Origin of the sequence: Massilia sp. NP310 (assembly GCF_019443485.1) — a bacterium.
GTDB lineage: Bacteria > Pseudomonadota > Gammaproteobacteria > Burkholderiales > Burkholderiaceae_D > Telluria > Telluria timonae.
Window position 1 is genome coordinate 4,197,443 of record NZ_CP080379.1, and the last position, 25,340, is coordinate 4,222,782.

21 protein-coding genes are annotated in these 25,340 nt (G+C 64.4%); 10 read left to right on the forward strand and 11 right to left on the reverse strand.

Annotation, left to right across the window (positions count from 1 at the left end):
• The 4 genes from KY496_RS18435 to tssE form a co-directional block, all read right to left on the reverse strand.
• Nucleotides 1–408: a DUF2750 domain-containing protein gene (locus tag KY496_RS18435; RefSeq protein WP_005664212.1), complete on the reverse strand. Its 408-nt coding sequence runs from the start codon at nt 406–408 to the stop codon at nt 1–3.
• Between the two features lie 70 nt (nt 409–478).
• Nucleotides 479–1,618 carry a type VI secretion system baseplate subunit TssG gene (gene tssG / locus KY496_RS18440; protein WP_184240120.1) on the reverse strand — a complete coding sequence of 380 codons (1,140 nt, stop codon included), beginning with the start codon at nt 1,616–1,618 and terminating at the stop codon, nt 479–481.
• Nucleotides 1,582–3,423: a type VI secretion system baseplate subunit TssF gene (gene tssF, locus KY496_RS18445; protein ID WP_219861915.1), complete on the reverse strand. Its 1,842-nt coding sequence runs from the start codon at nt 3,421–3,423 to the stop codon at nt 1,582–1,584. The genes tssG and tssF overlap by 37 nt, the downstream gene beginning before the upstream one ends.
• A 1-nt stretch (nt 3,424) precedes the next feature.
• Complete coding sequence (gene tssE, locus KY496_RS18450; protein ID WP_071360976.1) at nt 3,425–3,943, reverse strand: type VI secretion system baseplate subunit TssE; 519 nt, start codon at nt 3,941–3,943, stop codon at nt 3,425–3,427.
• A gap of 149 nt (nt 3,944–4,092) precedes the next feature.
• Between tssE and tssK the strand changes: the two genes are divergently transcribed.
• The 8 genes from tssK to KY496_RS18490 all read left to right on the forward strand — a co-directional run bounded on the left by tssK (nt 4,093) and on the right by KY496_RS18490 (nt 13,676).
• A complete protein-coding gene (tssK, locus tag KY496_RS18455; protein ID WP_219861917.1) occupies nt 4,093–5,445 on the forward strand; it encodes a type VI secretion system baseplate subunit TssK in 1,353 nt (450 codons plus the stop codon).
• Nucleotides 5,446–5,463: 18 nt separating this feature from the next.
• Entirely contained in the window at nt 5,464–8,232 is a 2,769-nt protein-coding gene (locus KY496_RS18460) for a type VI secretion system Vgr family protein (protein ID WP_219861919.1), read from the forward strand.
• A 20-nt stretch (nt 8,233–8,252) separates the two neighbouring features.
• Nucleotides 8,253–8,984 carry a hypothetical protein gene (locus KY496_RS18465; protein ID WP_219861921.1) on the forward strand — a complete coding sequence of 244 codons (732 nt, stop codon included), beginning with the start codon at nt 8,253–8,255 and terminating at the stop codon, nt 8,982–8,984.
• 130 nt (nt 8,985–9,114) lie between these two features.
• A complete protein-coding gene (locus KY496_RS18470) occupies nt 9,115–9,687 on the forward strand; it encodes a hypothetical protein (RefSeq protein ID WP_157225430.1) in 573 nt (190 codons plus the stop codon).
• A 105-nt stretch (nt 9,688–9,792) separates the two neighbouring features.
• The gene (locus tag KY496_RS18475) at nt 9,793–10,056 is read left to right on the forward strand and encodes a PAAR domain-containing protein (RefSeq protein ID WP_071360974.1); all 264 of its coding nucleotides are present in this window, start codon (nt 9,793–9,795) and stop codon (nt 10,054–10,056) included.
• A gap of 4 nt (nt 10,057–10,060) precedes the next feature.
• Nucleotides 10,061–11,293 carry a hypothetical protein gene (locus KY496_RS18480; protein ID WP_219861923.1) on the forward strand — a complete coding sequence of 411 codons (1,233 nt, stop codon included), beginning with the start codon at nt 10,061–10,063 and terminating at the stop codon, nt 11,291–11,293.
• On the forward strand, nt 11,290–12,792 hold the full coding sequence (locus KY496_RS18485) for a hypothetical protein (RefSeq protein ID WP_184240401.1): 1,503 nt from the start codon (nt 11,290–11,292) through the stop codon (nt 12,790–12,792). Before KY496_RS18480 ends, KY496_RS18485 begins: the two co-directional genes overlap by 4 nt.
• Before the next feature lie 146 nt (nt 12,793–12,938).
• A complete protein-coding gene (locus tag KY496_RS18490) occupies nt 12,939–13,676 on the forward strand; it encodes a DNA-binding protein (RefSeq protein WP_229410094.1) in 738 nt (245 codons plus the stop codon).
• A gap of 116 nt (nt 13,677–13,792) precedes the next feature.
• Here KY496_RS18490 and mqo read toward each other — a convergent pair whose 3' ends face one another.
• The 6 genes from mqo to KY496_RS18520 form a co-directional block, all read right to left on the reverse strand.
• Nucleotides 13,793–15,421, reverse strand: a complete 1,629-nt coding sequence (gene mqo, locus KY496_RS18495) for a malate dehydrogenase (quinone) (RefSeq protein WP_370660081.1) — start codon at nt 15,419–15,421, stop codon at nt 13,793–13,795.
• A 437-nt stretch (nt 15,422–15,858) separates the two neighbouring features.
• Nucleotides 15,859–16,134, reverse strand: coding sequence for a DUF6150 family protein (locus tag KY496_RS18500; RefSeq protein ID WP_005664187.1), 276 nt, complete (start codon nt 16,132–16,134; stop codon nt 15,859–15,861).
• A 14-nt stretch (nt 16,135–16,148) separates the two neighbouring features.
• Nucleotides 16,149–17,297, reverse strand: coding sequence for a type VI secretion system protein TssA (gene tssA, locus KY496_RS18505; RefSeq protein WP_184240400.1), 1,149 nt, complete (start codon nt 17,295–17,297; stop codon nt 16,149–16,151).
• Between the two features lie 148 nt (nt 17,298–17,445).
• Nucleotides 17,446–19,542 (reverse strand): bifunctional diguanylate cyclase/phosphodiesterase, encoded by a 2,097-nt coding sequence (locus KY496_RS18510; RefSeq protein WP_219861924.1) that lies wholly within the window; start codon nt 19,540–19,542, stop codon nt 17,446–17,448.
• Nucleotides 19,543–19,932: 390 nt separating this feature from the next.
• Nucleotides 19,933–21,741, reverse strand: coding sequence for an amidohydrolase (locus KY496_RS18515; protein WP_219861926.1), 1,809 nt, complete (start codon nt 21,739–21,741; stop codon nt 19,933–19,935).
• Nucleotides 21,742–21,846: 105 nt separating this feature from the next.
• Nucleotides 21,847–22,716, reverse strand: a complete 870-nt coding sequence (locus KY496_RS18520; protein WP_219861928.1) for a LysR family transcriptional regulator — start codon at nt 22,714–22,716, stop codon at nt 21,847–21,849.
• A 133-nt stretch (nt 22,717–22,849) separates the two neighbouring features.
• Here KY496_RS18520 and KY496_RS18525 point away from each other — a divergent pair, with 133 nt between their 5' ends.
• Both KY496_RS18525 and KY496_RS18530 read left to right on the forward strand, forming a co-directional pair.
• The gene (locus tag KY496_RS18525) at nt 22,850–23,596 is read left to right on the forward strand and encodes a glucose 1-dehydrogenase (RefSeq protein WP_219861930.1); all 747 of its coding nucleotides are present in this window, start codon (nt 22,850–22,852) and stop codon (nt 23,594–23,596) included.
• The gene (locus KY496_RS18530; protein WP_005664175.1) at nt 23,596–24,444 is read left to right on the forward strand and encodes an NAD(P)-dependent oxidoreductase; all 849 of its coding nucleotides are present in this window, start codon (nt 23,596–23,598) and stop codon (nt 24,442–24,444) included. The genes KY496_RS18525 and KY496_RS18530 overlap by 1 nt, the downstream gene beginning before the upstream one ends.
• 118 nt (nt 24,445–24,562) lie before the next feature.
• Here KY496_RS18530 and KY496_RS18535 read toward each other — a convergent pair whose 3' ends face one another.
• Complete coding sequence (locus KY496_RS18535; protein WP_071360965.1) at nt 24,563–25,138, reverse strand: hypothetical protein; 576 nt, start codon at nt 25,136–25,138, stop codon at nt 24,563–24,565.
• Nucleotides 25,139–25,340: the final 202 nt, after the last annotated feature.

The following is a 25,340-nucleotide window of genomic DNA, read 5'->3' on the forward strand; positions in this document are numbered from 1 at the left end:
TCAGGTCCTGCGCAGCTCGTCCTCCAGGTCGCCGATCAGCTGGACCACGCTCGGCGTGATGCCCTTGTCGCCCGGGGTATAGAACACGCCCGGCAACACCCGGTCTTCTTCCAGCTGCGGCAGCAATTCGTCGATCAGCTCCTCGAGCGAGAACGCCTGGGCGTCATAGCCGTCCCATTCGTATTCGGCGCACAGGCTGGCGTAGTCGCTCGCCGGCCACATCGGAAACACCAGGGTGCCGTCGTCGGTCTTGGCCAGGGCCCAGCCGTCCTGGTACAGCCCCCACACCTCGCGCGCGTCGGCGACGCGCTTGATGAAGTACTCGTAGCGCTCCGGCCCCGGCAGCGTGACCACGGCGGCCAGCTGCTGGCCGCCCAGCTTGATCGCCGAGATGATACGTTCGCTCATCACCATTCCCGTTCATTGAGGCGCGAAGCCTGACATCGTCAGGATACGCCATCGGCGCCGGCAGGTGCGTTCAGCAGGCGTGCGGCGGCCGTCCGGCCGCGTTCAGGTCATAGCGCACGTCGTGGCGGTCGCCCGGCGGGGCGTCCAGCACCAGGAAGGCGTCCCAGCCGAGGCGGCCGGGATGCAGGTCGTCCAGCGTGGTGTTGTGGACGTCGGCGGCGCGCAGGACCACCTCGACTTCGTATTCGAGCGCGACGCCGGTGAACAGCGCCAGCACGCTCCCCAGGGCCCGCGCCGCCAGGCCGCCCGGCAAGAAGGCCTGGAAGCCGGCATGCGCCAGCGGCCCCACGACCAGGCGCAGGCGCAGGCTGCGCTGCCAGACGCGCGCGCCGGCGATCGCGCGCGCGCCGAGGACGGCGCTGTCCTGGCCCAGCGTGGTCTGCTGCGCCGGCGGCACGTCGTACCAGGAACCGACGAACTGCTCGGCCTCGACCTGTTCGCCGAAGTATTCCGACAGCACCCGCGCCAGCTGCACGGCGGACACCGGCCGGTGCCGGATCGCCGCCGCGAAATACCCGATCGATTCGTCCAGCACGGCGCCGTCGGCCGCGCCGGCCAGGCGCCGGCGCAGCGCGGCGTCGCCCAGGCCGGCCAGGGACAGCAGCAGGGGCAGGAAGGCATCCTGGCCGTCCAGCTGGTACTTGAACGGCAAGCGGTACTTGCGCCAGGCTTCGTAGAACAGCGCCAGCGAGCGGTTCGAGAACGCGTCCAGGAAGGCGCGCGGGCCCTGGTCCTCGTCTTCGTTCTTGTGGCGCGCCGCGTGCTCGGCGATGCGCTCGGTGTAGTGGGCCGGCAGCACGCCGTGCCCGCCCAGCAGGCCCATGAAGGCGGGGGTCAGGTGCACCCGGCGCAAGGTCCCTTCGCGCACCGCCTCGCCCAGCGCGGCGGCGTCGATCGGCAGGTCGAAGGGCATGCCGACCTCGAGGTCGCGCAGCTCGGGCTCGATGGCTTCCAGCTGGCTGGCCGGGAAGCCGAGGGAGAGGGTGTTCCGGAACCGCAGCATGTCGGGCACCAGGCCGTGCGGCCCGCGGCCGCGGCGCTTGAGCCATAGCTCGAGCACGCGCACCGCCTGGAAGAACTCGAAGCGCCACGGCTCGCGCAGCAGGCGCTCGATCACAGGAGGCTCAGTTCTCCGCTTCTCGGCCCGCATCGCAGCAGCTCCTCTCCGGATTGGTGGGACACGATCACCAGCTGGGTGAAGCTGTTGGCGTGCACGTACAGCGCCAGGAAGCGCTCGACGATGTGGGCGAAGGCATGGATGCCGCTGCCCACGAACGCTTCCTCGTCGATCGCGATCCTGACCTCGACCCCGCGCACCAGGCAGTTGAAGGGGTTCCCGGACAGCCAGGCGCTGGTGGGCGTATAGGCGATCGCATTGATGCCGCCGACCTGGCGCGTCGACGCCGCCGAGCGCGGCAGGTCGTGCAGGGCCAGCATCTCGCGGAAGGCGTCGACGCCGCCGTCGGCCAGCGACAGGTGGTTGAGCGAGAGCAGCGAGATCAGGCGCCAGTGCGCGCTGCGTCCGCGCGAGAAGCGCCAGGTGGGGCTGGGTTTGCGCAGGAAGGAAATCTCGCGCACGCCAGATCCGCCTTCGAGGAACAGGTCGCCGCCCGGCTGGCCGTAGCTGAGCAGCAGCGGCAGGTCGCGGTTGGTGCAGGTCAGCTCCAGGTTCAGGGTCGTGGTCTCGACGTCGGCCGGGTCGAAGTCGATGTCGACGATCGAGATCTGGGTTTCGAAGCCCGGGCTGCGCTCGGCCATCGTGTCGTCGCGGCGCATGGCCCAGTAATGCCCGTTCTGCTCGGGCGTCTGCGCATGCTTGAGCGAATAAAAGGGCTGGAACTGCACCACCGTCTCGCCCTGCGGCGTCTGGCGCACCAGGTTGACCTCGTCGATCGCGTTGACCTCGTAGGCATAGGCGCGGCGCGCATCGGCCAGCACCGGATAGCTGGCCGTGGCATGGGTCAGGCGGATCGGTTCGCCGCGCTGGGCGAACAGGTTGATCACCGGCGTGCAGCCCGCCACCAGGTTGTTGGTCGACAGGGTGGACAGCATGCGCGCCAGGTTCGAGTCGCTGCGGATCCCGTTCAGGGCCAGGTGCACGGTGAGGCGGCGCGTGCCCGCGGGCAGGCTGCGCGCCAGCAGCGCCAGGTCGAGGTCGACGAAATTGAACTTCTCGGGAAAGCAGAAGTATTCGGTCAGCAGGCGGTAGGCGGTGTGGGAACGCGCCGGGAAGTCGATCAGCGCGTCGTCCTCGACGAAGCCGGCGGCGCGCACCGGCAGCGCCGGCAGGGCGATCCAGTGGCCGCCCTCGGGCTGCGCATAGGCCGCGACCGTGCGCGCCAGCAGCGCGTCGCGCAGGGCCGCGCAGAACGACGGTTCGCCATCGAGGAACAGGCGCAGCGCCGGCAGGTCGATCGCCTCCAGGCCGCCGCCTTCGCAGCCGACGTTCAGGGACAGGCTGATGCTCGCGCTGGCGCCGGGCGGCAGGCGCACCGCATCCGGCGCATGGATGATCGGCGAGAACACCGCCCGGCTCAGGACCAGCGGCGCCATCGCGACCGGGTACACGGTGCGGAAGATGCAGGTCACGCCGCGCACCGGGCGCGTGGTCAGCTTGGTGCCGCGCGGGACGGTGCTCACCGTGGTCTGCTGCTTGGCCGCGGCGGCGACGTCCAGGCGCGCGATCGAGCACGATGGAAAGGGCCGCAGGTAATGCGGATACAGCACGTCGAACAGCGCCTCGGTGAACTCGGGATAGTCGTCGTCCAGGCGCTTGGCGATGCGCGCGTTCAGGAAGGCGAACGACTCGATCATGCGTTCGGTATGCGGGTCTTCGCATACTTCGCCGCTGATCGCCAGGCGGCCGGCGATGCGCGGATAGCGCTCGGCGAACTCGCGCAGGTTGCGCCGCAGGTAGGCCAGTTCGCTTTCGTAATAGGGCAGCAGGCGGTCCAACTCAGGCTCCCGCCATCGTCGATGACGCCGCCGCCGCGCCCGCGCGGCCGGCCTTGCGGATGCTGTACTGGAGCGTGGACGGCTGCAGCACGGCGTCGAAGTTGACCGGCTCCTCCGACATGCTTCCCACCAGCACCGCCGTGATCGAAAAACTGAGGCGGTTGACCGAGGGCGCGCCGGCATCGCCCTGCATCTCGAGCAGCGCCTTCACGTTCTGCAGCCGCGGCTCGTGGCGCGCGATGGTGTTTTCGATGCAGGCGCAGATGTGGGCGCGGTCGGTGGGACTGGACAGCGAGCGGTCGGCGAAGTCGCACAGCCCATAACCGACCATCGACTTGCCGCATTCGGGAAAGACGGCCAGCGCGCCGTCCTGGATGGTCGAGCGCGTGTTGAGCAGCGCTTCGAGGTCGCGCGCGACCGCATCCTTCAGTTCCTCGACGTTCAGGCGCGCCACTACCACGCCATTGCGCAGCGGCTGGCCGAGCAGGCGGTCGAACAGGTCCGGCGTGAATCCTTTCATCGATCCCCCTCCTTGGCACAAGCTGGTGTTGCGCACCGAAGCATGTTGCCACGGCGTTTAGCGCCAACCTTTGATCAAGTTCACATGCGCAACAGCATCTCGTCGTTATCGTTTCCTTTCGCAAAGAACAAGGTGAAGGAACAACAGCCATGACCAGCAAAGTCCTCTGGGGCGAAGGCCTGCTGCTGCGCCCGCAGCATTTCCAGCGCCAGGACGCCTATCACGAGCATTGCCTGTACAAGGGCGTCAAGGCGGCGCACCCGTATGCATGGGGGGTCGAGGGATTCGACATCGACCGCGAGGCGCTGGCGAGCGGCATGCTGCGCGTGCTAAACCTGTCGCTGCGCTTCCAGGACGGCGAGCTGTACGAGGCGCCCGGCCTCGACGAGCTGCCCGGCACCGTCGACCTGAGCGGCCTGCAGCAGTCGGTGCAGGCCGTGACGTATTACGCGGCGCTGCCGGGACTCAAGCCCTTCAACGCCAACTTCGTCCAGCCGGGGCAGGCGGCCACGCAGTCCGCCAGCACGACCCGCTTCATCCAGGCCAACGAAGAGACGCCCGACCTCTACACCCAGGCGGCGCCGGTGCAGCTGGCCTACCTGAAGCGCGCGCTGCGCCTGGTGTCCGAATTCGAGCCGCGCGACGCCTACATCCACTTTCCCTTGCTGCGCGTGCGCAGATGCGCCACCGGCGGCTTCGAGCTCGATCCGGCGCTGGTGCCGCCGTCGATGTCGCTGGGCGCCGCCCCGGCCCTGTTCCAGCAGTTGCGCCGGCTGCTCGACGCGCTGCAGGCCAAGGTCGGCGCGCTGTACGGCCACCACCGCGAGCCGACCCGCAACGTCATCGAATTCCGCTCGGGCGACATGTCATCGTTCTGGCTGCTGCACACGGCCAGTTCGGCCTATGCGGCGCTGTCGCACCACTTCAACCAGCCGGCGCTGCACCCCGAACGCCTGTTCGAGGCGCTGCTGGACGTGGCCGGCGGCCTGATGACCTTTTCCAAGAGCTGGACCCTGTCCGACCTGCCGTCCTACCAGCACCACGATCCCGGCCCCGCCTTCGCCAGGCTGCACCAGATCATCCGCGAGCTGCTCGACACCGTCATCTCGGCCAAGTACTTCGGCATCGCCCTGAACGAGGTGCGGCCCTGCTACCACATCGGCATGCTCGACTCGGGCAAGATCGACGACGACACCACCTTCTACATCGCCGTCTCGGCCGACATCCCGGCGGTGGAACTGGTCGACGTGGCGCCGCTGCGCTTCAAGGTCGGCGCCCCGGACGACGTCGAGAAATTCGTGCTCTCGGCCCTGCCCGGCGTGCGCCTGCAGTACACGCCACAGCCGCCGGCGGCGATCCCCGTGCGGCCCGACACCTGCTACTTCATCCTCGAGGCGAAAGGGGCGATGTATGAGCGCATGCTCAAGGCGCAGTCGATCTCGATCTACGTCCCGGCCGGCATGAAGGAGCTCAAGCTCGAGCTGCTGGCGGTGATGTCCTGAACGCGGAATAGCGCGCCGATGAGAGCCTTTCCCGCCCCCGCTTCGCTCGGCCTGTACGGCACGGGCCTGAGCCAGCACGCGCGGCTCCTCACCCTGGCCAGCAGCCAGCAAAGCGGCTTGCCGCAATCGCTGGTGGCGGAGCGCTTCGCGGGACGCGAGGCCGTCAACGAGCTGTTCCGCTTCGAGGTCGATGCGCTCAGCACCTCGACCGACCTCGACCTGTCTTCCTTCATCGGCGAAGAATTGACTGTCGGGCTGCTGCAGCCGGACGGCGGCCGGCGCGCCTGGCATGGCCTGTGTACGCAAGCGTCCTGGCTGGGCGCCGATGGCGGCGTCGCCCGCTACCGCCTGGTGCTCGAACCGGCGCTGGCGCTGTTGACGCTGCGGCGCGATTGCTACCTGTTCCAGAACAAGACGGTGCGCGACATCGTCTGTGAACTACTGGCCGATTATCCACAGGTGAACGTCGCGTTCGACGTGACGCAGGAACTGACGCCACGGCCCGTCTGCACCCAGTACCGCGAAAGCGATTACGCATTCTTCGCGCGGCTGCTGGCGTCCGAGGGCCTGAGCTGGCGCTTCGATCATTCTCCGTTCGAGACAGTGGCGGGCGCCGACCACGGCCAGGCGCGGCACCGGCTGGTGATCTTCGACCGGCGGGCGCGGATTCCCCCAATGCCCGGCGGCGCGACGTTGCGCTTTCATGGCGTGCGTGCGACCGAGCGCGACGATGCGATCGACGCCTTCCACGCAAGGCGCCGGGTAGCAGCCAACGGCGTCAGCATCAGCAGCTGGAACCCGGCCGTCTTGCTGGCGCCGGCGGCCGAACTGGGTTCGCACCTCGATGCCGGCGCCCTGCCCGCGCTCTCCATCCACGACGGCAGCGGCGAACGCATCGGCGGCGACACCGGCGCCGCGATGCGTGGTCACAGCGAGTTGATGCTGCTGGCGCTCGAGTTGGACAACAAGGTCTTCGAAGGCGCGGGCGCCGTGCGCCGGCTGGCGGCGGGACACGGCTTTAGCTTGACGCAGCACGACCGCTATCCGGCCGGCGCCAACGCCTTCACCGTGCTGTGGGTGCAACACGAGGCGCGCAACAACTTCGACACCGGCATCGCAGGCGCGTCGAAACAGGTCGAGAACGGCACTTACCGCAATACCTTCGCCTGCGTGCGCGACGTGGTGGCGCTGGTGCCGGCCGCGACCGCCGCGCCGCATCCCTGCACTAGCCTTGGGCCGCAGACCGCGCTGGTGGTCGGCTTGCCGAATGCGGTCGCCACCAGCACGCGCGATCATCAAGTAAAAGTCCAGTTCGCTTGGCAGCGTGGCGTCAATCCGAATCCCGGAGGCGTGGCGCACAACCTGGATGAACGGGGCAGCGCGCCGGGCAACGATGCTTCCGGCAGCTGGATACGGGTGGCCGAGGCGCTGGCCGGGCCGAACTGGGGCACTGTGTTCACGCCGCGCATCGGCACCGAAGTGCTGGTGGATTTTATTGAAGGCGATATCGACCGGCCAGTCATCGTGGCGCAGTTGCATAACGGCCTCGATCTACCGCCCTTCCCGGCTGGCGTGGATTCGGGGGCGGATCACGCCGGCGTGCTGTCCGGTATCCATAGCCGGAACTTCGATGGCGGGGGCTTCAATCAGTGGCAGGTGGACGATACGCCCGGACAGCTGCGCACGCGGCTGGCAAGCAGCAGCGCCGGCAGCGAACTCAACCTTGGCTATCTGGTCGAGCAGCCGCCCGGCACGTCACAGCGCGGGCGTTATCGCGGCAGCGGCTTCGAGCTGCGCACCGATGCCTGGGCGGTCGTGCGCGGCGGTGAAGGCGTGCTGCTGTCGACCAGTGCGCGGCCGCAGCTCGGGAGCGGGATCATGTCGACGCAGATGGATGTGGCCGAGGCTGTGGCGCAGTTCAAGGCGGCGCAGTCGCTGGGCGATGCGCTGAGGGATGCGGCGGACCAGTCGCAGGCGCTGTTTAGTATCGATGCGGCCAAGGCGCAGGAGGAATTCATCGCGCTGATCGATCCTCAGGCCAGGGGCAAGTACGACGGTGCGGTTGGGGGACAGACGGCGCTCAAGGCCAGGGTGGGGTCGCGCGAGCTCGATGGCGGGCAGCCCGTTGAAAAATTCGGGGCGGCGGTCGTGCTGATGGACTCGGCGGCCAGCGTCAATTGGGCGACGCCGGCATCGACCGTGATCTATGCCGGCGGGCAGATGCAGTGGACGACGCAGTCGGATGTCCATATCGCTGCGGCGCATACGGTGTCGACCGTGGCGGGTGGCGCGGCCAGCCTGTTTTCGCATGCGGGCGGGATTCAGGCGATTGCGGCGAATGGACCGGTGTCGTTGCAGGCGCATACGGATCAGCTGGAGATTTTGGCGGACAAGGAAGTCACCGTGATGTCGGTGAATGATCGGATCGAGATCAAGGCCAAGGAAAAGATCGTGCTGCAGGCGGGCGAGTCGGCCGTCACGCTGGAAGGTGGGGATATTACGTTCGCCTGCCCTGGGAAGTTTTCGGTCAAGGGTGGCAAGCATCTCTTCGACAAGGGCGAAGGCAGTCCATCCAGGTTAGGCAGCTTGCCCGATTCTAATGCAAACCTCTTTGATGAAGCTTTTACCGTGCGTGATAAAGCCACCGGCGCACCACTTGCTCATGTCGATTACAGAATCAAGCGCGAAGACGGAACGTTTGAGTATGGAAAAACGGATGAGAACGGCCTGACTCATATTGTCAGATCCGATAAGGAAGAAACCGTGACTATCGAGGTTAAAGAATGACAAGGATGCCGTCTCGGACAATGAAGTGGGCGAATATTGGAGCATCACGTACTTCGCCTGTTGACCATACAGCCAGAAAAAGCGTAGAGCTGGACGTCTTCTATCTTGTTATAGGCTTTGAAGTCAATAGTGTCGATGCATTTAAAAATAATACTCATGACATCGCAATTGATTATGGACACATGTTTTATTACCTAGTACAAAATACTAAAGTAATTCAATCCTTCAGCTTCGGTCCTGATGGGGCCGGGAAAGTAGGCTGGCTCAATAAAGGATTTAGCAAGGGAAAACAGATATATACAGTTGGCGCCATAAAAAAAGATGGGCAGAAAAATTCACGGCCCGGCACTGCTGATTACATGATTACGGAAAAAGTAAAATCCTTCAAAATTCCGATAAGTAGAAAACAAGCAGGGGCAGTAAATGAAAACACTACAAAAGCGCGAGTTGAAATATATAAAGGACAGTTGACTTATTCGGCAATTGTCAACGACACCTGTGCCGAAACTGCCAAGGAGATTCTTGATGATTCTGACATCGAGACACCCAACGGCTTCAGTTGGATCAAACATAGCAACATAGCTGACATTCCAATTGCCTACGCTGTCAATCCATACAAGTGGCATAAAGAATTTAAAGCCAAATATCAAGAAATTGTCTTTCATTCGGATCGCCACTGGATTCCTCTGATTGGCAATATTGATCCTATCTATGAAAATCCATCATTGGCAAAATCCGAACAAACTACTTGATGTGCTTATGATCTTAATGAGATATCTATTTCTACTAGCAGCCATTCCCATCATTATAAGCTGCAAGAAAGAGTCCTCTTCACAGATATCACAAAGCCTCACTGAAATTGATAAAAAAACGAGGGCCGGCATGACCCAGAAACCTATTATCAATAAATATGAAGACAAAGACATTCTAGAACTTCCGTCTATAGTTGAACTGAATGAAGAAGAACGATCATATTTAATGGGACTAGTTTCCTCCGTGCATCGCGTCATAGATGCAAGTTCCAATTTAGAAACTGAAGAATCCGAAATTCTGGGCGAAGGTAATTTTTTCTGGCCGAAAGATCCACAGGCACCCGTCATGCGATCTAAGTTTTATCACGAGAAAAATTTTCGGATGCGTGGAATCCACATAAACATCAGCAGGGAAGACAACGCGAAAAAATGGAATAAGGCTTGGATTTCAGCAACTCCCCGAAACTTTCCTATTGGGGTTTTCTCGATGAATCTGCCTGCGCAATTCTTTGACGACTATGTTCTCTTACGTTCAGAACAAGAAAATCGCCCCGAATACAGAATAAAAGATCCGTTAATCTTCGTTTTCGCCCTCAAAAGTAATAAAAAAATCTCCATGAAACTTGAGGCACGAAGCGATGTGGCTAGTGTTGCCGATGCTTATCCCAAGAGCTTTCACTTACTCGTGCTTGAGCGCGAATGAGCGTCCTACCTTATTAAATCACCATGGCCTGAATAAGCTGGGTCCCTGGTTAATCAAGTGAAATTCCAGATCACATAGTTGAAGTTATCCAGACGAGGAAAAACCATGGCAGGAGCACTGATCAGACTCGGCGACAAGACCTCGCACGGCGGCGTCGTGCTGGAAGCCTCGCCCAACAGCGATATCGATGGCGTCGGCATCGCCCGCATGGGCGACAGGACGAGCTGTCCCAAGCATGGCCCCGGGCCGATCATCGAAGGCGATGCGACCCTGATCGTCGACGGCAAGGCGGCCGCGCGGCATGGCGACAAGACCGCCTGCGGCGCGACGCTGATCGCCGGCCAGCAAACCACCATCGACCAGGTCTGAGCCCATGTCCACCACGACTACGCCGCCGGCCCCGGGCTGGCTCGGCCGCATCGGCGGCAGGCTGCTCGCGCGCCAGGCCGTCGCACAGGCCGCCGCCGCGCCGGCGGTGCAGCAGGACGCCGCCCAGGAACCACGCTGCCCGGCCTTGTCCATCCTCGCCGGCGCACTGCGCACGCCGCATGGCGCATCCGCCGAAGAACTGGGCGCCGCGCTTGCCGCTAACAAGGTCGACGCCGACCTTGACCGCGAACTGGTCGACGACGACGGTTTCCCGGTCATGAGCGCACGCTGCGAACAGGCCGGCGACGAGGCGGTGCGCGAAGAGATCGCCGACTGGCTGGACTCGTGCGCCGCGCCGGCGCCGCCCTTTGGCGACGAGGGGTGGCGCGCGCTCGTTCTCGGCACGGCGGTCCTGCGCGAGCTCGCCGATCGCGCGGCAGGGCTGCTGGGCGCGGACGAAGACGCGCCTTTCACGCTGCAACTGGCCTTGGTGCTGCCGGACGACTGGCAGGTGGAACAACGCCAGGCGGCAGCGATGTGGTGCAGGCAGGTGCTGGCGCAGGCTGGCTGGCCCGCGGCGCGCATCGACGTCACCGAAGCCGCAGCTCCTGCGCCATTCATTGCCCGGCTGGCGCAGCAAACAGAAAAAAGCGCGGAGCCCGCGGCGACGATCCTGCTCGCCTTCTGCTCCCACATCGGCCAGGAGACGGTCGACCGCTGGTCGGCCAACGGCACGCTGTTCACCTCCTTTCATCCGCGTGGCCGCATCCCCGGCGAAGGCGCGGCCGGCCTGCTGCTGGCGCCAGCGGCGGACGGCGCCGGCATTGCGCACGTCAGCCTGGAAGCCGACGCCTGCGATCCAGCATCCGCCAGCCTCAAACGCCTGTCGCCGCAGCGCCTGAACATGCTCGCCGGGCGCCTGCTGCAGGGCGCGGCGATCGCGCCGGCCGCCGTCGCCATGCTCGTCGCCGATGCCGGCGCCGACACGCGCCACGCGCTCGAACTGATGGAATTCGGCGACGCCACCACGCCGCACCTCGACAACGCCAGCGACATCGTCCGCCTCGGCCCGGCCTGCGGCACATGCGGCGCCGTGCCCTTCGTCGCCGCGCTGGCGCTGGCCGCGCACGCCGCGCTCGAACACGATGCGCCGCTGCTTTGCGTGGGCAACGACAGGCCGGACTTGCGGGCGCTGGCCCTGGTCCGCCCCGCTCCCAAGCCACAGGACACGCCATGAGCTCACCCTATTACGTGCCGTCGGGCCGCCTGCCGGCGCAGGCTATCGTCTCGACGGCGGCCTGCGCGCCGTGCGTCGTCATCCCGGCCTGGCTGTATGCCTGGCTGACGATCCACTCGCCGCTCATCCTGCTCAACTGGCTCGCCATGGGCGTCTTCGCGCTCGTCATGGGCGTGGCCGCGCGCGCGGTGGCGCTCCAGGCGAAGGCGCGCAACCCCATGTGGATGGGCCGACTGGGCCTGGCCATCGGCGTCGTGGGCTGGTACGCCCACTGGGCCGCCTGGCTTGCCATCGCCGACGCGGGCGGCTTCGCATCGCTGCTCGGCGCTCCGCAGGACATGTGGCGCTTCGGGATGGTGCTGGCGGAGAACGAAGTGCGCCACGTCGCGGGGATGCGGATCGAGGGCAGCGCGCTCGTCGCCGGCTGGGTCGTCGAATTCATCCTGCTGACCACCGTGCCCCGTTCGCTGGCGCGCGACGCGGCCGAGGAACCGTTCTGCGAGCTGAGCGACAGCTGGGCGACGCCGTTCGAGCTGCCGCGCAGATTCGCCTGGATCGAAGAACCCCATGTCGTCGTGCACCGGCTCGAAACCGCGCCCGGTGAACTGTTTTCGATCCTCGGCGCCAGCGTCGAGGCGGACGCCTCACGCTACAGCGCGGTGACGCTGTACCGCACCGGAGGCGACCCGTTCGTTTCGATCGACAACGTGAAGGTCGAGCGTGACGCAAAAAAGGAAAAGAAGACCACGCGACCGGTCATCGCCTACCTGCGCCTGCCGGGCATGGATGCCGAACGGATCATGGAAGCATGCAGCGCGCCGACCGCAACCGACACCGCAACGAACACCGGACAGGCCCAGGCCGACCCGCCGGAACTGGTCGACGCCATCGACCATCTGGGTGCCGGCCGCCTGGAGGAAGCGCTGGCCGGCGCCATGCCCCATGCGGCGGCCACGCAGGACGGCTTGCGCATCGATGCGATCCGCCTGTGCGCGATGGCCAGCGCGCGCCTGGGGCGCTGGGCCGAATCGCTGCGCTACTGGAACGCCTTGTGCGACGAAGAGCCGAGCGCCTTCAACGCGCTGCAAACCGGATGCTGCTGCGCCATGACGGGCGACACGGCGCGCGGCGAAGAGTGGATCGCCTGGGCGCGCGAACGCAATGCCGCCTCGCGCGAAATGCCGGATCCACAGATAGTGACCAGCTTCATCACTGCCCTGACCCAGTCGGGCCAGGCGGCGCGGGCGATGCCGTATCTCGAACAGATGCGCGCGATCTATACGGGCCTGGGCTGCCTTGATGCCACCTCGCTGTTCGTGCGCCGGGCGCCCCTGTTCGGCATCTTCCTGCAGAACAGCCTGCCCATCGTCCGCGCCGTGCTGGGCCAGGAGGAGGGACGCGCCTGGTACGCCGCGATGCTGCCGCATCTCGACGGGCCGGGAACCGAGGCGCTGGGCGCATGGCTGGACGAGAATTTTGTCAGCATGGAAATGGAATAATCGCAGCCACGCCGGCCTCGGCCTGAAATAGCGGCAAATCCGCGACACTTGGTCGTATCGGGCGATGCTTTCGAGCAACTAAACCATCGTCTAGCGTATGATGGACAGCCCTACAACGAACATTCTGACGCGGTATGAAAACGGATATGGCACACCTGGACGTGACGCTCGGCGACGTCATCGAGGCGGCCAACACTCTCCAGAACGACAGGCAGCAAGTCACGATCGAGGCGGTGCGCGCCCTGATCGGCGCCGGCTCGACCAAGACCATCCACCAGCACCTGGCCACCTGGCGCGCCAGCCATGCGCAACCGGTCGAGCCGCCGAAGGCCGAGATGCCGCCCGAGCTGCTCGCCGAACTGAGCCGCTGGGCCCAGCAGTATGCGCAGGATGCCGGCGCCGGCATGCGCGATGCGCTGGCGCGCGCCGAGAGCGACATGGATGCGCTGCTCGAGGCCGGCAATGCACTCGAAGCCGAGCGTGACGGCCTGGACGCCGAACTGAGCGATGCGCGGGTCGCGCGCGAACAGGCTCAGTTGATCGCGGATGAACGCAACGAAGAGATCGAGCGCCTCACGGCCGAGCTGCGCAATGCGCGCCAGATCGCCGCCGATGCGCTGGTCGGCAAGGCCAAGGATCAGTTGGCGATCGACGGCAAGGATGCCCAGCTGGCCGACCTGCGCCAGCAGCTCGAGCGCAACGTGGCGGCCACCGCGGCCGAGTCGGATGCGCGCCTGCGCGCCCAGATGGAGCTGGTCGGCGTCACGACCGAGCGCGACAACCTGGCGGCCGAGGTCAAGGAATTGCGCACCATGCTCGACAACTCGCGCAGCGAACGCAGCAATCTGCGCGCCGAACTCGAAGCCCTGCGCGCACGCAAATAAGCCTGCGTCGGCTGAAATACAAAAAGGCCTCGGTTCACTGAACCGAGGCCTTTTTTACTGTTGCATCACTGCTTGTTGAATGGCTGCGGCTCATGCCGCAGCCGTTCTCTACACCATTATTCCTGCGTTGCCGCCGGCACGTCCAGCGTGAACGCCTTCAGGCCCAGCGCAGCGCTGCTCTGCTGGCGGATCTGGTTGGCGAAGGCCGGATCGTCGTTCAGCTTGCGGCCGTACGAAGGAATCATTTCGTGCATCTTGGCTTGCCATTCCGGCGTTTCCAGCTTGTCGCGGAAGGCCGATGCCTTGAGCACCTTGAGCATGATCGGCGCGGCGGTCGAGGCGCCTGGCGATGCACCCAGCAGGGCGGTCACGGAGCCGTCAGCCGAGGCAACGACTTCGGTGCCGAACTGCAGCAGGCCACCCTTCTTCGGGTCGTCCTTGACGATCTGGACGCGCTGGCCGGCGTTGACCAGTTCCCAGTCTTCCATCTTGGCTTCCGGCAGGTACTCACGCAGGGTGGCCACGCGGTCTTCCTGCGAGTTCATCACCTGCTCGACCAGGTACTTAGTCAGCGGAATGTTGTCGATGCCAGCCTGCACCATCGGACGCACGTTGCCGGTGCCGATCGAGGCCGGCAGGTCGACCCACGAACCGTTCTTGAGGAACTTGGTCGAGAAGGTCGCGAACGGTCCGAACAGCAGGGCTTTCTTGCCGTCGATGATACGGGTGTCGAGGTGAGGCACCGACATCGGCGGCGAACCGACCGAGGCCTTGCCGTACACCTTGGCGTGGTGCGCTTCGATCAGCGCCTGGTTGGTGGTCACCAGCCATTGGCCGCCGACCGGAACGCCACCGTAGCCCTTGGCTTCAGGAATGCCGGTCTTTTCCAGCAGTGGCAGCGCGCCGCCGCCGGCGCCGATGAACACGAACTTCGCGCTCACGGTCTTGAGCTTGTTGTCCGCCAGGTTCTTGACGGTCACGTTCCACAGGCCATCCTTGCCGCGCTTGATGTCTTCGACCTGGCTGCGCAGGTTCAGGGTCATGCCGTGGGTGCCGGTCAGGTGCTTGACCATGCTGCGGGTCAGGGTGCCGTAGTTGACGTCGGTACCGATGTCCATGCGGGTCGCGGCCACTTTCTGGTTCGCGTCGCGGCCGTTCATGACCAGCGGCGCCCACTTGCGGATCGTCTCGTGGTCTTCGGTGTACAGCATGCCCTTGAACAGGTTTTCCTTCTGCAGCGCATCGTAGCGCTTGCGCAGATAGTTGATGTTGTCGTCACCCCAGACAAAGGCCATGTGCGGCACGTTGTTGATGAAGGTGTTCGGCGCGCCCAGGTATTCCTTCTTGACCTGGTAGGCCCAGAACTGCTTCGAGATCTCGAACTGTTCGTTGATGTCGACGGCCTTCTTGGTGTCGATGGTACCGTCCGGCATTTCGGGCGTGTAGTTCAGCTCGGCGAAACCGGAGTGACCGGTGCCGGCATTGTTCATCGCGTCGGAGCTTTCGGCCGAGACCGAATCCATGCGCTCGAACATCTCGATCGTCAGTTCGGGATCGAGTTCCTTGAGCATGGTGCCGAGGGTGGCGCTCATGACGCCGGCGCCGATCAGGACGACGTCGACCGGCTTGTCATTGGAGGGAGCGGGGGCTTTGCTGCAAGATGCAACGATGAAGCAAGAAAGGACAACTAGAAGCGAGGTACGCATACGAGTATCACCTGAAAAATGTTTGCGATGGCCTGGCATGCAATCAGATTTAAAAAGTTCAACGGCTCGGTAAAGGAATGTTTCCACACCGCCTGCTGGCGGTATCGAAGCACCGATAAGGAACGGGTTGTCGGGACCTGTCGCGATCCGTGAGAACAGCAACAAAACTCGGCAACCGACGCATAGCGAAGGCAAGGCAACGGTGAACTGGATGACAGTCAAACCGGCCTTGCAGGCAACACGGATATGACGCGCTGACATGGATTGTCAGGCAGGCCAGTCGATATCCCTGGCGTCCATTGAGCGGGAAGTCCTATAGAGGACTGAGCGGAGTATAGCCCAAACAAATCAGGCTTGCGCGGACCACCCCCGGTAAACGTGGCCCTCTCAGTATTCGACCTGTGGCGGACTCAGTAGTAGTACCGAGTCCGCCTTGGCGGAACGACATCACGCCGGCCCGGCCGGCGTTACGCACGCTAGCGCAGGTGGATTGCGGGCGGCCGCGGACGCTGCCAGCCGGCCTCGTCCTGGTTCGGGACAAAAAAGATTTTCAGCTGGGCCATTCCCGGCGAAACGAAGAAGACGCGCACACTGGCGTCCTCGCGGTGCCGCGTGCTGTACCACAGCGCGTCGCCATGCGCCAGGCCGCGCGCCGCCACCCTGTGCACCAGCAGGTCGGCCATGCCGCGTTCGACCAGGGCGACGCGCAGGTCGGCGTCACCGAAATTGCTGGCCTGATAAATGATCGCCATTGCGTGCTCCTTGTTCAGTCTTTCTTGTCGGCCTGTCCGGGAGTGTCCAGGCCCATGACGTCGAAGATGTGGACCTGGCCGCCCCTGCGCAGGAACAGCTCCTGGTACAGCTCGGCGGCGTTCAGCTTCCCCCATTCGGCGGCGCGACGCACCAGGTAGGGCACCGGGCTGTGCGGGTCATCACGCTGCAGGAAGCTGGCCGCCTGCTCGAGCAGCGCATAAGCTTCGGCGCGATCGCGTATGCCGGCCGGCTCCGCCATGGTGGTCCGCGGCAGGATGACGTCTGCCGGCGTCGCGGCCGCTTCCTCGGGTGCCGCGGGCACGGCCGGCTCCGCCGGAATCGGACTCGGCCGCGCATGACGCGGCAGGCCGCGCCGCTCGAGTTCGGCCTCGAACAGTCCACGTGCCTGTTCCATCACTCCGGCGAACATGCCGAAGGATGGCGCGCCTTCGTCCAATCTCGGCTCGAGCACGTCGGCCAGGTGCTTCAGCATCGCCAGGGCGTCGGCCAGGTCGCGCTCCATGTCGGCGCAGGTGTCGTCCGCCACCGCCGCGAGCGCCGCGGACAGATCGGCGCCGGACGGGCCTTCGACGTTGCCGCAGGAATCGGTCTGGCGCAAGTGTTCATGGCGGCGCGCGCGTTCCCAGTCGGCGAGGGTGAACGGCTGGCCCTGGTGACCGAAGGCCAGCGGCACCTGGCGCAGGATCGGGGACAGCGCGTGGTTGACCCAGTGGAAGATGTTGGCGCGGCGCTCGTAGGTGTCGGCGGCGCCCTGGGGATGGATGTCGTCCCAATACTGCTCGCACAGGCGCGTCATGAGGTGCAGGCCGCCGGCGATCGCCGCAAACCCATGTTGGTGGATCTGGGCCTCGAGCAGCCAGGCGGCCACCTGCAGGTCCTTGCCGTGGCGGACGAGGGCCTCGCACGAGATGTGCATGATCTTGTCCCAATCCGGGCGCCGCAATTCGCCCGTGAACGCGCCCATCGGCAGGCTGGCGTCGCCGGCGGTGCGCCACTGGCGGATCGCCCTGACGATGCCATCGCTGGCTGCCTGCCCGGCGCCGGGTTCGCCCTCGATCGGCGCCAGCAGTTTTTCGAATGGCATGCCGCAGGCGTTGGAAAAGGCCTGCTCGGCGCGCTGGATGAGGTGTTGGTCGATCATGGGCGATCCTGTGTCTATGCGAAAAATGCGGGCGGCTGCCGGCCCAGCCGCCATATCATGCGGTCACCGACGATGGCGTCGTGATGCATGGCAGTCGCTGGAAAATGTCGTTGTCCGTTTCATTATCGACTACGGCAAATGCGTCCAGTCAGACCGCAGGCCAGTCGAGCCGCTGCATCCGGTTCTCGGCCGCTTCCGGACGCCCGAACAGATAGCCCTGGAAGTGCGAGCAGCCTTCCTCCATCAAGCGCTGCAATTGCTCCTCGGTTTCCACGCCCTCGGCCGTGGTCTCGATCAACAGGCTGCTGGAGAGGCCGGTGATGGCGCGAATGATCGCCATCGCTTCCCGGCTCTGCCCGATCTCTTGCACGAACGACTTGTCGATCTTGATCTTGTCGAAAGGGAAGGAGCGCAGATAGCTCAGCGACGAATAACCGGTGCCGAAGTCGTCGAGCGAAATGCGCACGCCCAGCTTCTTCAAGGCCTTCAGGGTGCGGATATTGCCGTCGCTATTGTCGAGCAACACCGACTCGGTGATCTCGAGTTCCAGCCGCTCGGCCGCGAGGCCGGAATCGGCCAGCGCCAGCGCCACCATGCTGACCAGTTCGCTGCTCTTGAACTGGATCGGCGACAGGTTGACGGCGATCGTTTCGCCATTGGTCCAGGTCGCCGCTTCCTGGCAAGCGAGGTTCAGTGCGCGCGCGCCGAGCTCGTGTATCAGGCCGGTTTCTTCGGCGATCGGAATGAAGTCGATCGGCGCGATCGGACCGCGTTCCGGATGCCGCCAGCGGATCAGGGCCTCATAGCCCGAGATGCGGTTGCCGGCCTTCTCGACGATCGGTTGATAGTGCATCTGCAGCTCGCCGCGGTGCAGCGCGCGGCGCAGGTCGATCTCGATCTGGCGCCGTACCCGCGCCGCCGCCTCCATCTCGGGCCGGAACACCTCATGGCGGTTGCGGCCGTTGCGCTTGGCTTCATACAAGGCCATGTCCGCGTGCTGCAGCAATTGCTCGGCCGTACTGCCAGCCGAGGTGGACAAGGCGATGCCGACGCTGATGCCGACCGCGAAGCTGTGGCCCTCGATCGAGAATGCCGGCGCCACCGCCTCGATCAGGCGCTGCGCCGCCTGTTGCGCTTCTTCCAGGCGCTTGATGCGCGGCAGGACCACGGCGAACTCGTCGCCGCCCAGGCGCGCCAGCGTGTCCTGGTCGCGCAGGCATTTGCGCAAGCGGCCCGCCAGCGTCAAGAGGATCTTGTCGCCGAAGCCATGGCCGTAGGCGTCGTTGATGTTCTTGAAATTGTCCAGGTCGAGGCACAGGATGCCCACCCCGGAGTCATCCTCCGCGCTGTGCGAGAGCGCGCTCTCGAGGCGTGCGTTGAACAGGTTGCGGTTGGGCAGATTGGTCAGGCCGTCGTGCTGCGCCATGTGGTGGATTTGCGCATAGGCGGCCAGCTCGTCGGTCACGTCTTCGGTGATGATCAGGACGTAATCGCCCTCGCCGTCGGGCTGCTTGCCCAGCACCGTGCGGCTGCGCAGGCTGCGCGGGCCGACCGAGGTTTCGACCAGCACGGCGTCGTCCAGCCCGACCCTGGTGGGCGCCGCATGCGCCGTCTGGCGCTCGACGTAGTCGGCCACGCTCGGGCTCAGGCAATCGCCGACTGGCAAGCCCTTGAGGTCGACATAGACCTGGGCGAACAGGCGCTGCGCCTGCTGGTTGGCCAGCAGGATGGTGCGCGATGCGACGTCCAGCACCAGCACGCTGGCCGGGATGTTGGCGATCACCGAATCGAGGAAGTGCGACAGCGAGGCCATCTGGCGGCTATAGGCTTCGGCCAGCTCCTTGGCCTCGACCAGCTTGCGCCGCTGCTGGTGGCGTTCGGTGATGTCGCGCGTGATCTTGGCAAAGCCGACCAGGGCGCCGTCATCGTCGCGGATGGCGTCGATCACGACGTGGGCCCAGAACGCGCTGCCATCCTTGCGCACACGCCAGCCCTGGTCTTCGAAGCGGCCGGTGCGGGTGGCGATCTCGAGGTTGATGTCGGGCAGGCCGGCCTCCCGGTCCTCGGCGCCGTAGAAGCACGCGTAGTGGCGGCCGACGATCTCGCCGGCGGTATAGCCCTTGGCGCGCTGGGCGCCGGCGTTCCAGCTGGAGACGACGCCGGTCGGCGTGAGCATGTAGATGGCGTAGTCGACCACGCCCTGGACGAGCAGGCGGTACATCAGGTCGGGGTTCTCGGCGTTCATGGGCGTAGCATTGGCAATCGGGCACCGGACAGACGCAGTGCGGCGTCCCTGGCCGCGTGGACGCGCCGGGGCGGTCGGTCAGGAGCTTGACTATACAGGATTTAGTTCTTTGTAGAACTATTTCCGGTGCGCGCTCCATACGGGTCGCGAGCGACCAGGCGCGGATTGCCGGTGTGCTCGTAGCGCAGGCGCAAGTCGCCTCCCAGCGTCAGGCGCACATGGTCCGCGAGCGGGCGGCCCTTCCAGCATGCGGTGCGGCTGCCTTGCCGGCCGCATCCCTGGCGCTGGGCCTTGACGTTGTCGTCGAAGCGCTACGGCTGGAACTGCGCGAGCGCGGCGTCGGCTGCCAGCAGCAAAGGAATGGCGAGCCAGGCCGCGTGCGCATTCACCTTACCGCGCCTGGTAATAGCCGCCGAAGTGCTTGATCGGCGACCACGCGGGCAGGATCTCGGGCAATGCCGGCGACAGCGAACCGTAGTCCTGTGCGCCGTACACCACCCGGCCATCCATGACCGTCAGGACCGAGGAAACGGACTTGATCTGGGCTTCCGGCACCGTAAAGTAATCCCGGTCGAGCAGCGCGAAGTCGGCGAGGTAGCCGGGGGCGATCATGCCCATCTCGGACTCGGTGTTCATGAACCACGCTGCATTGCGCGTAAACAGCTTGAGCGTTTCTTCACGTGTCAGGCGGTTATTCCGGGCCAGGATCTCGGCGCCGGAGATCGATTTGCCGGACACCATCCAGCTGATGCCGATCCACGGATTGAACGAGGCGGCGCGGAAGGCGTCGGTGGTCATGGCCAGCGGCACGCCGCTGTCGACGAGCTCGCGCAGGCGCGGGGTGATCAAGGCCTTGTCGCGGCCGTGGGTCTTGACGAAGCTGTCGCCATGCAGCGCCATCTTGGTATCCAGGGCGATGCCGCCGCCCAAGGCCTTCACGCGGGCGACGTTGGCCGGACTGATGGTCTCGGCGTGTTCGAGGCTCCAGCGCAGGCCGTCGAGCGGCATCTTCTGGTCGAGCTTCTCGAGCGCATCGAGGAAGGGCGTGATGTTCTCGTCGTAGGTGATGTGCTCGCGGAAGGGAATGCGCCGCTGGACCAGCTTGGCGATGTCGCGCTCGACCAGTCGATGCATCTTGGCCGGCTCGATGACGACCGCCGGACGGTCGAAGTTTTCGTGGTCGTGCACCTCCACCGCCAGCAGCTCGCCGGCGCCTTGATAGGAGTGGCCATGGGCCAGGTGCGGGTGCAGGTTGTGGCCGGGAGCGATCGGCGCCGTCCTGGTGATCGCCGTGATCTGGGCATCCACCACGTTGAAGTCGGCGCCGTCGCCGAACTGGATGTCCATGAAGGGCATGCGGATGTTGAGGCGGTTGTCGCGGGCGAGGGCGTCCACGGTGCGCACGGCCTTGGGATAGCCGCGGAAGCCCGTGCCCGCATCGACGATCGACGTGACCCCGACACGGTTCAGACTATGCACCGTCTGGACCAGCGAGCTCACCTCTTCCTCCGGGGTGAGCTGGGGGACCATGGTTTCCATGGTGATGAAGGTGAACGTGAAGCCATGGACCACGCCCGTAAAGCGGCCCTGCGCGTCCTTCTCCAGCTCGGTGCCCGGCAGGTTGGGGAACCTGTCGGTGCCGGCGCCGAGGGCGTCCAGCGCCTGCTGGTTCAGGAAGGCGCGGTTGTAGGCGTACTGCACGATGAGCGGACGGTTGGGGACGGCCTTGCGCAGTTCGTCCATGGTGGGGAAGCGGTTTTCCTCGAACTGGTAGGGAGACCAGCCGCCGATCACCTTCACCCAGTGGCCTTCCGGGGTGCGCCTGGCTTGCTCGCTCAGCATCTGCAGGGCCCGGCGCAGCGTGGGCACGCCGTCCCAGCGCAGGGTGTAGTTGTAGCCGCCCTCGTTGAGCACGTGGGTGTGGGCGTCGATGATGCCCGGGATGAGTCGGCGGCCGCGGGAATCGATGATTTTCGTGTTGGCGTTCTTCAGGCACAGCACGTCGGCATCGGTGCCGACCGAGTAGATGCGGCCGTTCTTGACGGCCACGGCGGATGCCGATGGTTGTGCCGGATTGCCGGTGTAGATCTTGGCGTTATGGACGATCAGGTCGGCGCCTGGCGTTTCCTGAATGGCTTGCGCGAAGGCGTTGTTCAGGCCACTTAATACCATGAGTCCGATGAATAAAATCGACTTCACTGCTGCTCCCCATTCGATGGATTGAAACCACATTGAATGAGAGAAGGTTACCTAGACGGTTCAGCACAGTCACTGATCGTTCCTGCTGTTAGCAGCACGATTCGATCATGGCGTTGTGCTCGAGGTATTCGACAGCATCGTAGCGGCGATATCCAGCATCGCCCGCAGGCGATCCATATGCCGCAGGTCGTGATGGTACCCCACCCAGATATCCCTGCCCGGGGGTTGGTCCGGCATGTCGATGCGCTGCAAGCCAGATAGCGCATCGCCAAGCGGCCTCGGCAGCACTGCAATGCCCATGCCTTGCAGGCACATCTGTGCCTGGACGGCCCGGCTCGTGCTCGTGAAGACCCGCCGCGACAGTGGAAACCTGTCGAGCAGCCAGGCGACATCGGGAAAGTGGGACTGCGCCGTATTCATGAGAACAAGGCCGACCGATGCCGGATCGGCCTGCAGTGCGGATGCGGTGTCGGCCGAGCCATACACACCATATGCCATGCTCATCAGGCGGCGCTGGACGATGTCCGGTTCGCTGAAAGGAACGAGGCGAAACGCCACATCGGCCTCGCGGCGCGACAGGTCGAGCAAGCGGTAGCTGGCGATGACTTCCGGCACGACCGCCGGATGGCGGCGCGTCAATTCGGCCAGGACAGGCGCCAACACATAGCCTGCGAACCACTCTGCCGAGGATATCCGCAACATGCCTTCGAGGCGGTCGTGATTACCCGCCAAACGTCTTTCCATGGCCAGCGCGGAATTTTCCATGGATTCGGCCAGCGCCAGCACGCCGTCCCCGGCATCCGTGAGCACCAGTCCATCCCTGGTCCGGCGAAACAGCGCCTGCTGCGCCTCGTCTTCCAGCGCCTTGATCCGGCGGCCGACTGTCGGATGGCTCACACCCAGCGTCCGGGCGGCTTCACCGAACGATCCGCCGCGCACCACTGCCAGGAAGATGCGGACGTCGCTCCATTCCATGTCGTCGCTACCCGTTCAAAAATGTACTTCGAATATACATGGATGGCAGTTCTCAAACAATATTGTAGGGATCACCATGGCGCTTCAAGCATGCCGGCCCATTCCGGGCTGGCCTCATCCGGGATCGCAAGACATGAACAAGTTAACAGGCAAAGTCGCCATCGTGACGGGCGCGTCGAAAGGCATCGGCGCGGGCATCGCGCGCCGGCTCGCGGCCGACGGCGCGAAGGTCGTCGTCAATTACGCATCGAGCAAGAGCGGTGCGGACAAGGTGGTCGCCGACATCGAAGCGGCCGGCGGGCACGCCGTGGCGGTGGGCGCGGACGTCACCAGGAAAGCGGAAGTCGAAGCGCTGGTGAAGGCGGCGATCGATCATTTCGGGCGCCTGGACATCGTGGTCAACAACTCCGGCATCTACCAGTTCGCGCGGATCGAAGAGACCACCGAAGAACGCTATCGCAAGCAGTTCGACATCAACGTCCTCGGTCCGCTGCTGGTCAGCGCCGCCGCCGCGCCACACCTGGGCGAGGGCGGCAGCATCATCAACATCGGTTCCAACGTCACGAGCGTTCTTCCGGTCGAGAGCGCCATCTACAGCGGCACCAAGGGTGCGATCGACGTCATCACCGGCGTGCTGGCGCGCGAACTCGGTCCGCGCGGCATCCGCGTCAATGCGGTGAATCCCGGCCTGATCGAGACCGAAGGCACGCACACCGCCGGGGCAATCGGATCCGACTTCCAGACCTGGAACGAGGAACGGACACCGCTCGGCCGCAGCGGCCAGGTGCAGGACATCGCGCCGATCGTGTCCTTTCTGGCGTCAAGCGATGCCGGCTGGGTGACGGGCGAGATCGTCCTGGGTTCGGGAGGCATGCGCTGATGGAGATCGGCATCATCGGCCTGGGCGCCATGGGCCGCGCGATCGCGCGCAATCTGGCTGCGGCGGGGCATGCGGTGAAGGCGTGGAATCGTTCCGGTGGAGACGTCGCGGGCGTGCGGATGGTGGAGACGCCGGCGCAAGCGCTGCAGGCGGACGTCGCCTTGACGATGCTGTCCGACGATGCCGCGATCCGCAGTGTCTTGCTGGAGACCGGGGCGCTGGCGCAGGCGCGAAGAGGATTGGTGCACATCGTTGCATCGACCATCTCTGTCGCCTTCGCACGGGAACTCGTCGAATGTCACCGCACTGTGAAAATTGGCTACGTGGCCGCGCCGGTGCTGGGGCGGCCGGACGTTGCCGCCAAGGGAGAACTGCAAGTGCTGGCCGCCGGTCAGCCCGCGGCACTGGACACGGTTCGGCCAGTGCTGGAAGTCATCGGCAAGCGCGTATGGGACATGGGCGCGGAACCGCCCACGGCCTATGCCGCCAAGCTCGCCTGCAACATGATGATCACGATGGCGATCGAGGCCATGGCCGAAGCCGTTGTGCTGACCGAATCGCATGGACTGGCGCGCGAGCGGTTCTTCGACCTGATCCTGCATACCCTGTTCGGCAGTCGTTCATACCAGGTGTATTCGGCCAATATCATGCACGAGCGCTACGAGCCGGGATTCAAGGCATCGCTGGGCTTGAAGGATTTGCGGCTTGCGCATGCGGCGGCGGAACAGCTGGGGCGGCAGCTGCCGATGCTCGATGCGGTTCGTCAGCGAATGGGCGAGGCGGTCAGTGCCGGCGGTGGTGAAAGGGATTGGTCGGTGATGGCTGACTACACCATTCGGTCGGCATAGTCCTCTTATACCGGAGGCCTAGCGGCCGGCGGGCCGCATGTGTTGGTGAGGATCTCGATCAAGACGTAAGGATGGCTGGATGGGCGACACCATTTACCCGCATGACGTCGCCTGTCATCTAGACGGGCAGGATAAATTCGTGCACGCACAAAGGATTCTTGGCAGGACCGTTTTTTTGCAGGAACTCCTTCGCCTTCTCCGTGTCGATGCGAATGCACTGCACCGGGCGATAATAACCTGGCATGGCTTCGACACTGTATGCGAACACGCCGGTCTCCACGAGAGCGTCCACTACCGCTGTCGTAGCCTGCATCACGTTGCGGTAAGGGGAGTCTTTTGGAAGAAAGCAGCGACGCAGGATCGCATCGAGACCGTTCACAGCCTCGCCCTTGAATCGGTCGTAGCCTTGACGTCGTTTGCTAATTGCCAGCATCGATATCGTTCCACGCTGCATCCAGGCATCGATAAACTGAACAAGATCGATCGCTGCTCCTGGCCCACCATACGGCAGCCGGACAAAAAGTCCATCGGCGGTGAGGAGCGAACTCGTAGCAATTTCCTGGCCTTCTGCGGCGCCGGAGCCGTTGTTACGTAAGTACTCAGCGTAGGGAATAACGACGAAGGCAGGCTCGCCATCCGCGCCATAAATGTATTGATGAGACATGGTTACTTTTGGATTTTGGTTGTAATACATCGAAGTTGACGGCCACGTGCAAGCAGCGAACCATGCCTGCTTGGCTGTAATACATCGAAGTCTACATCGAAATACACCGAAAATCCACTGCCTTGTTGGATCGTGTATGAAAGAAAAAGCCCATGAACCGAAGCTCATGGGCTTTTTCAGATGCTGCTGGGTAGTGAGTTTGGCTTGCGTTCTCGCTTACTTACACCCTTCG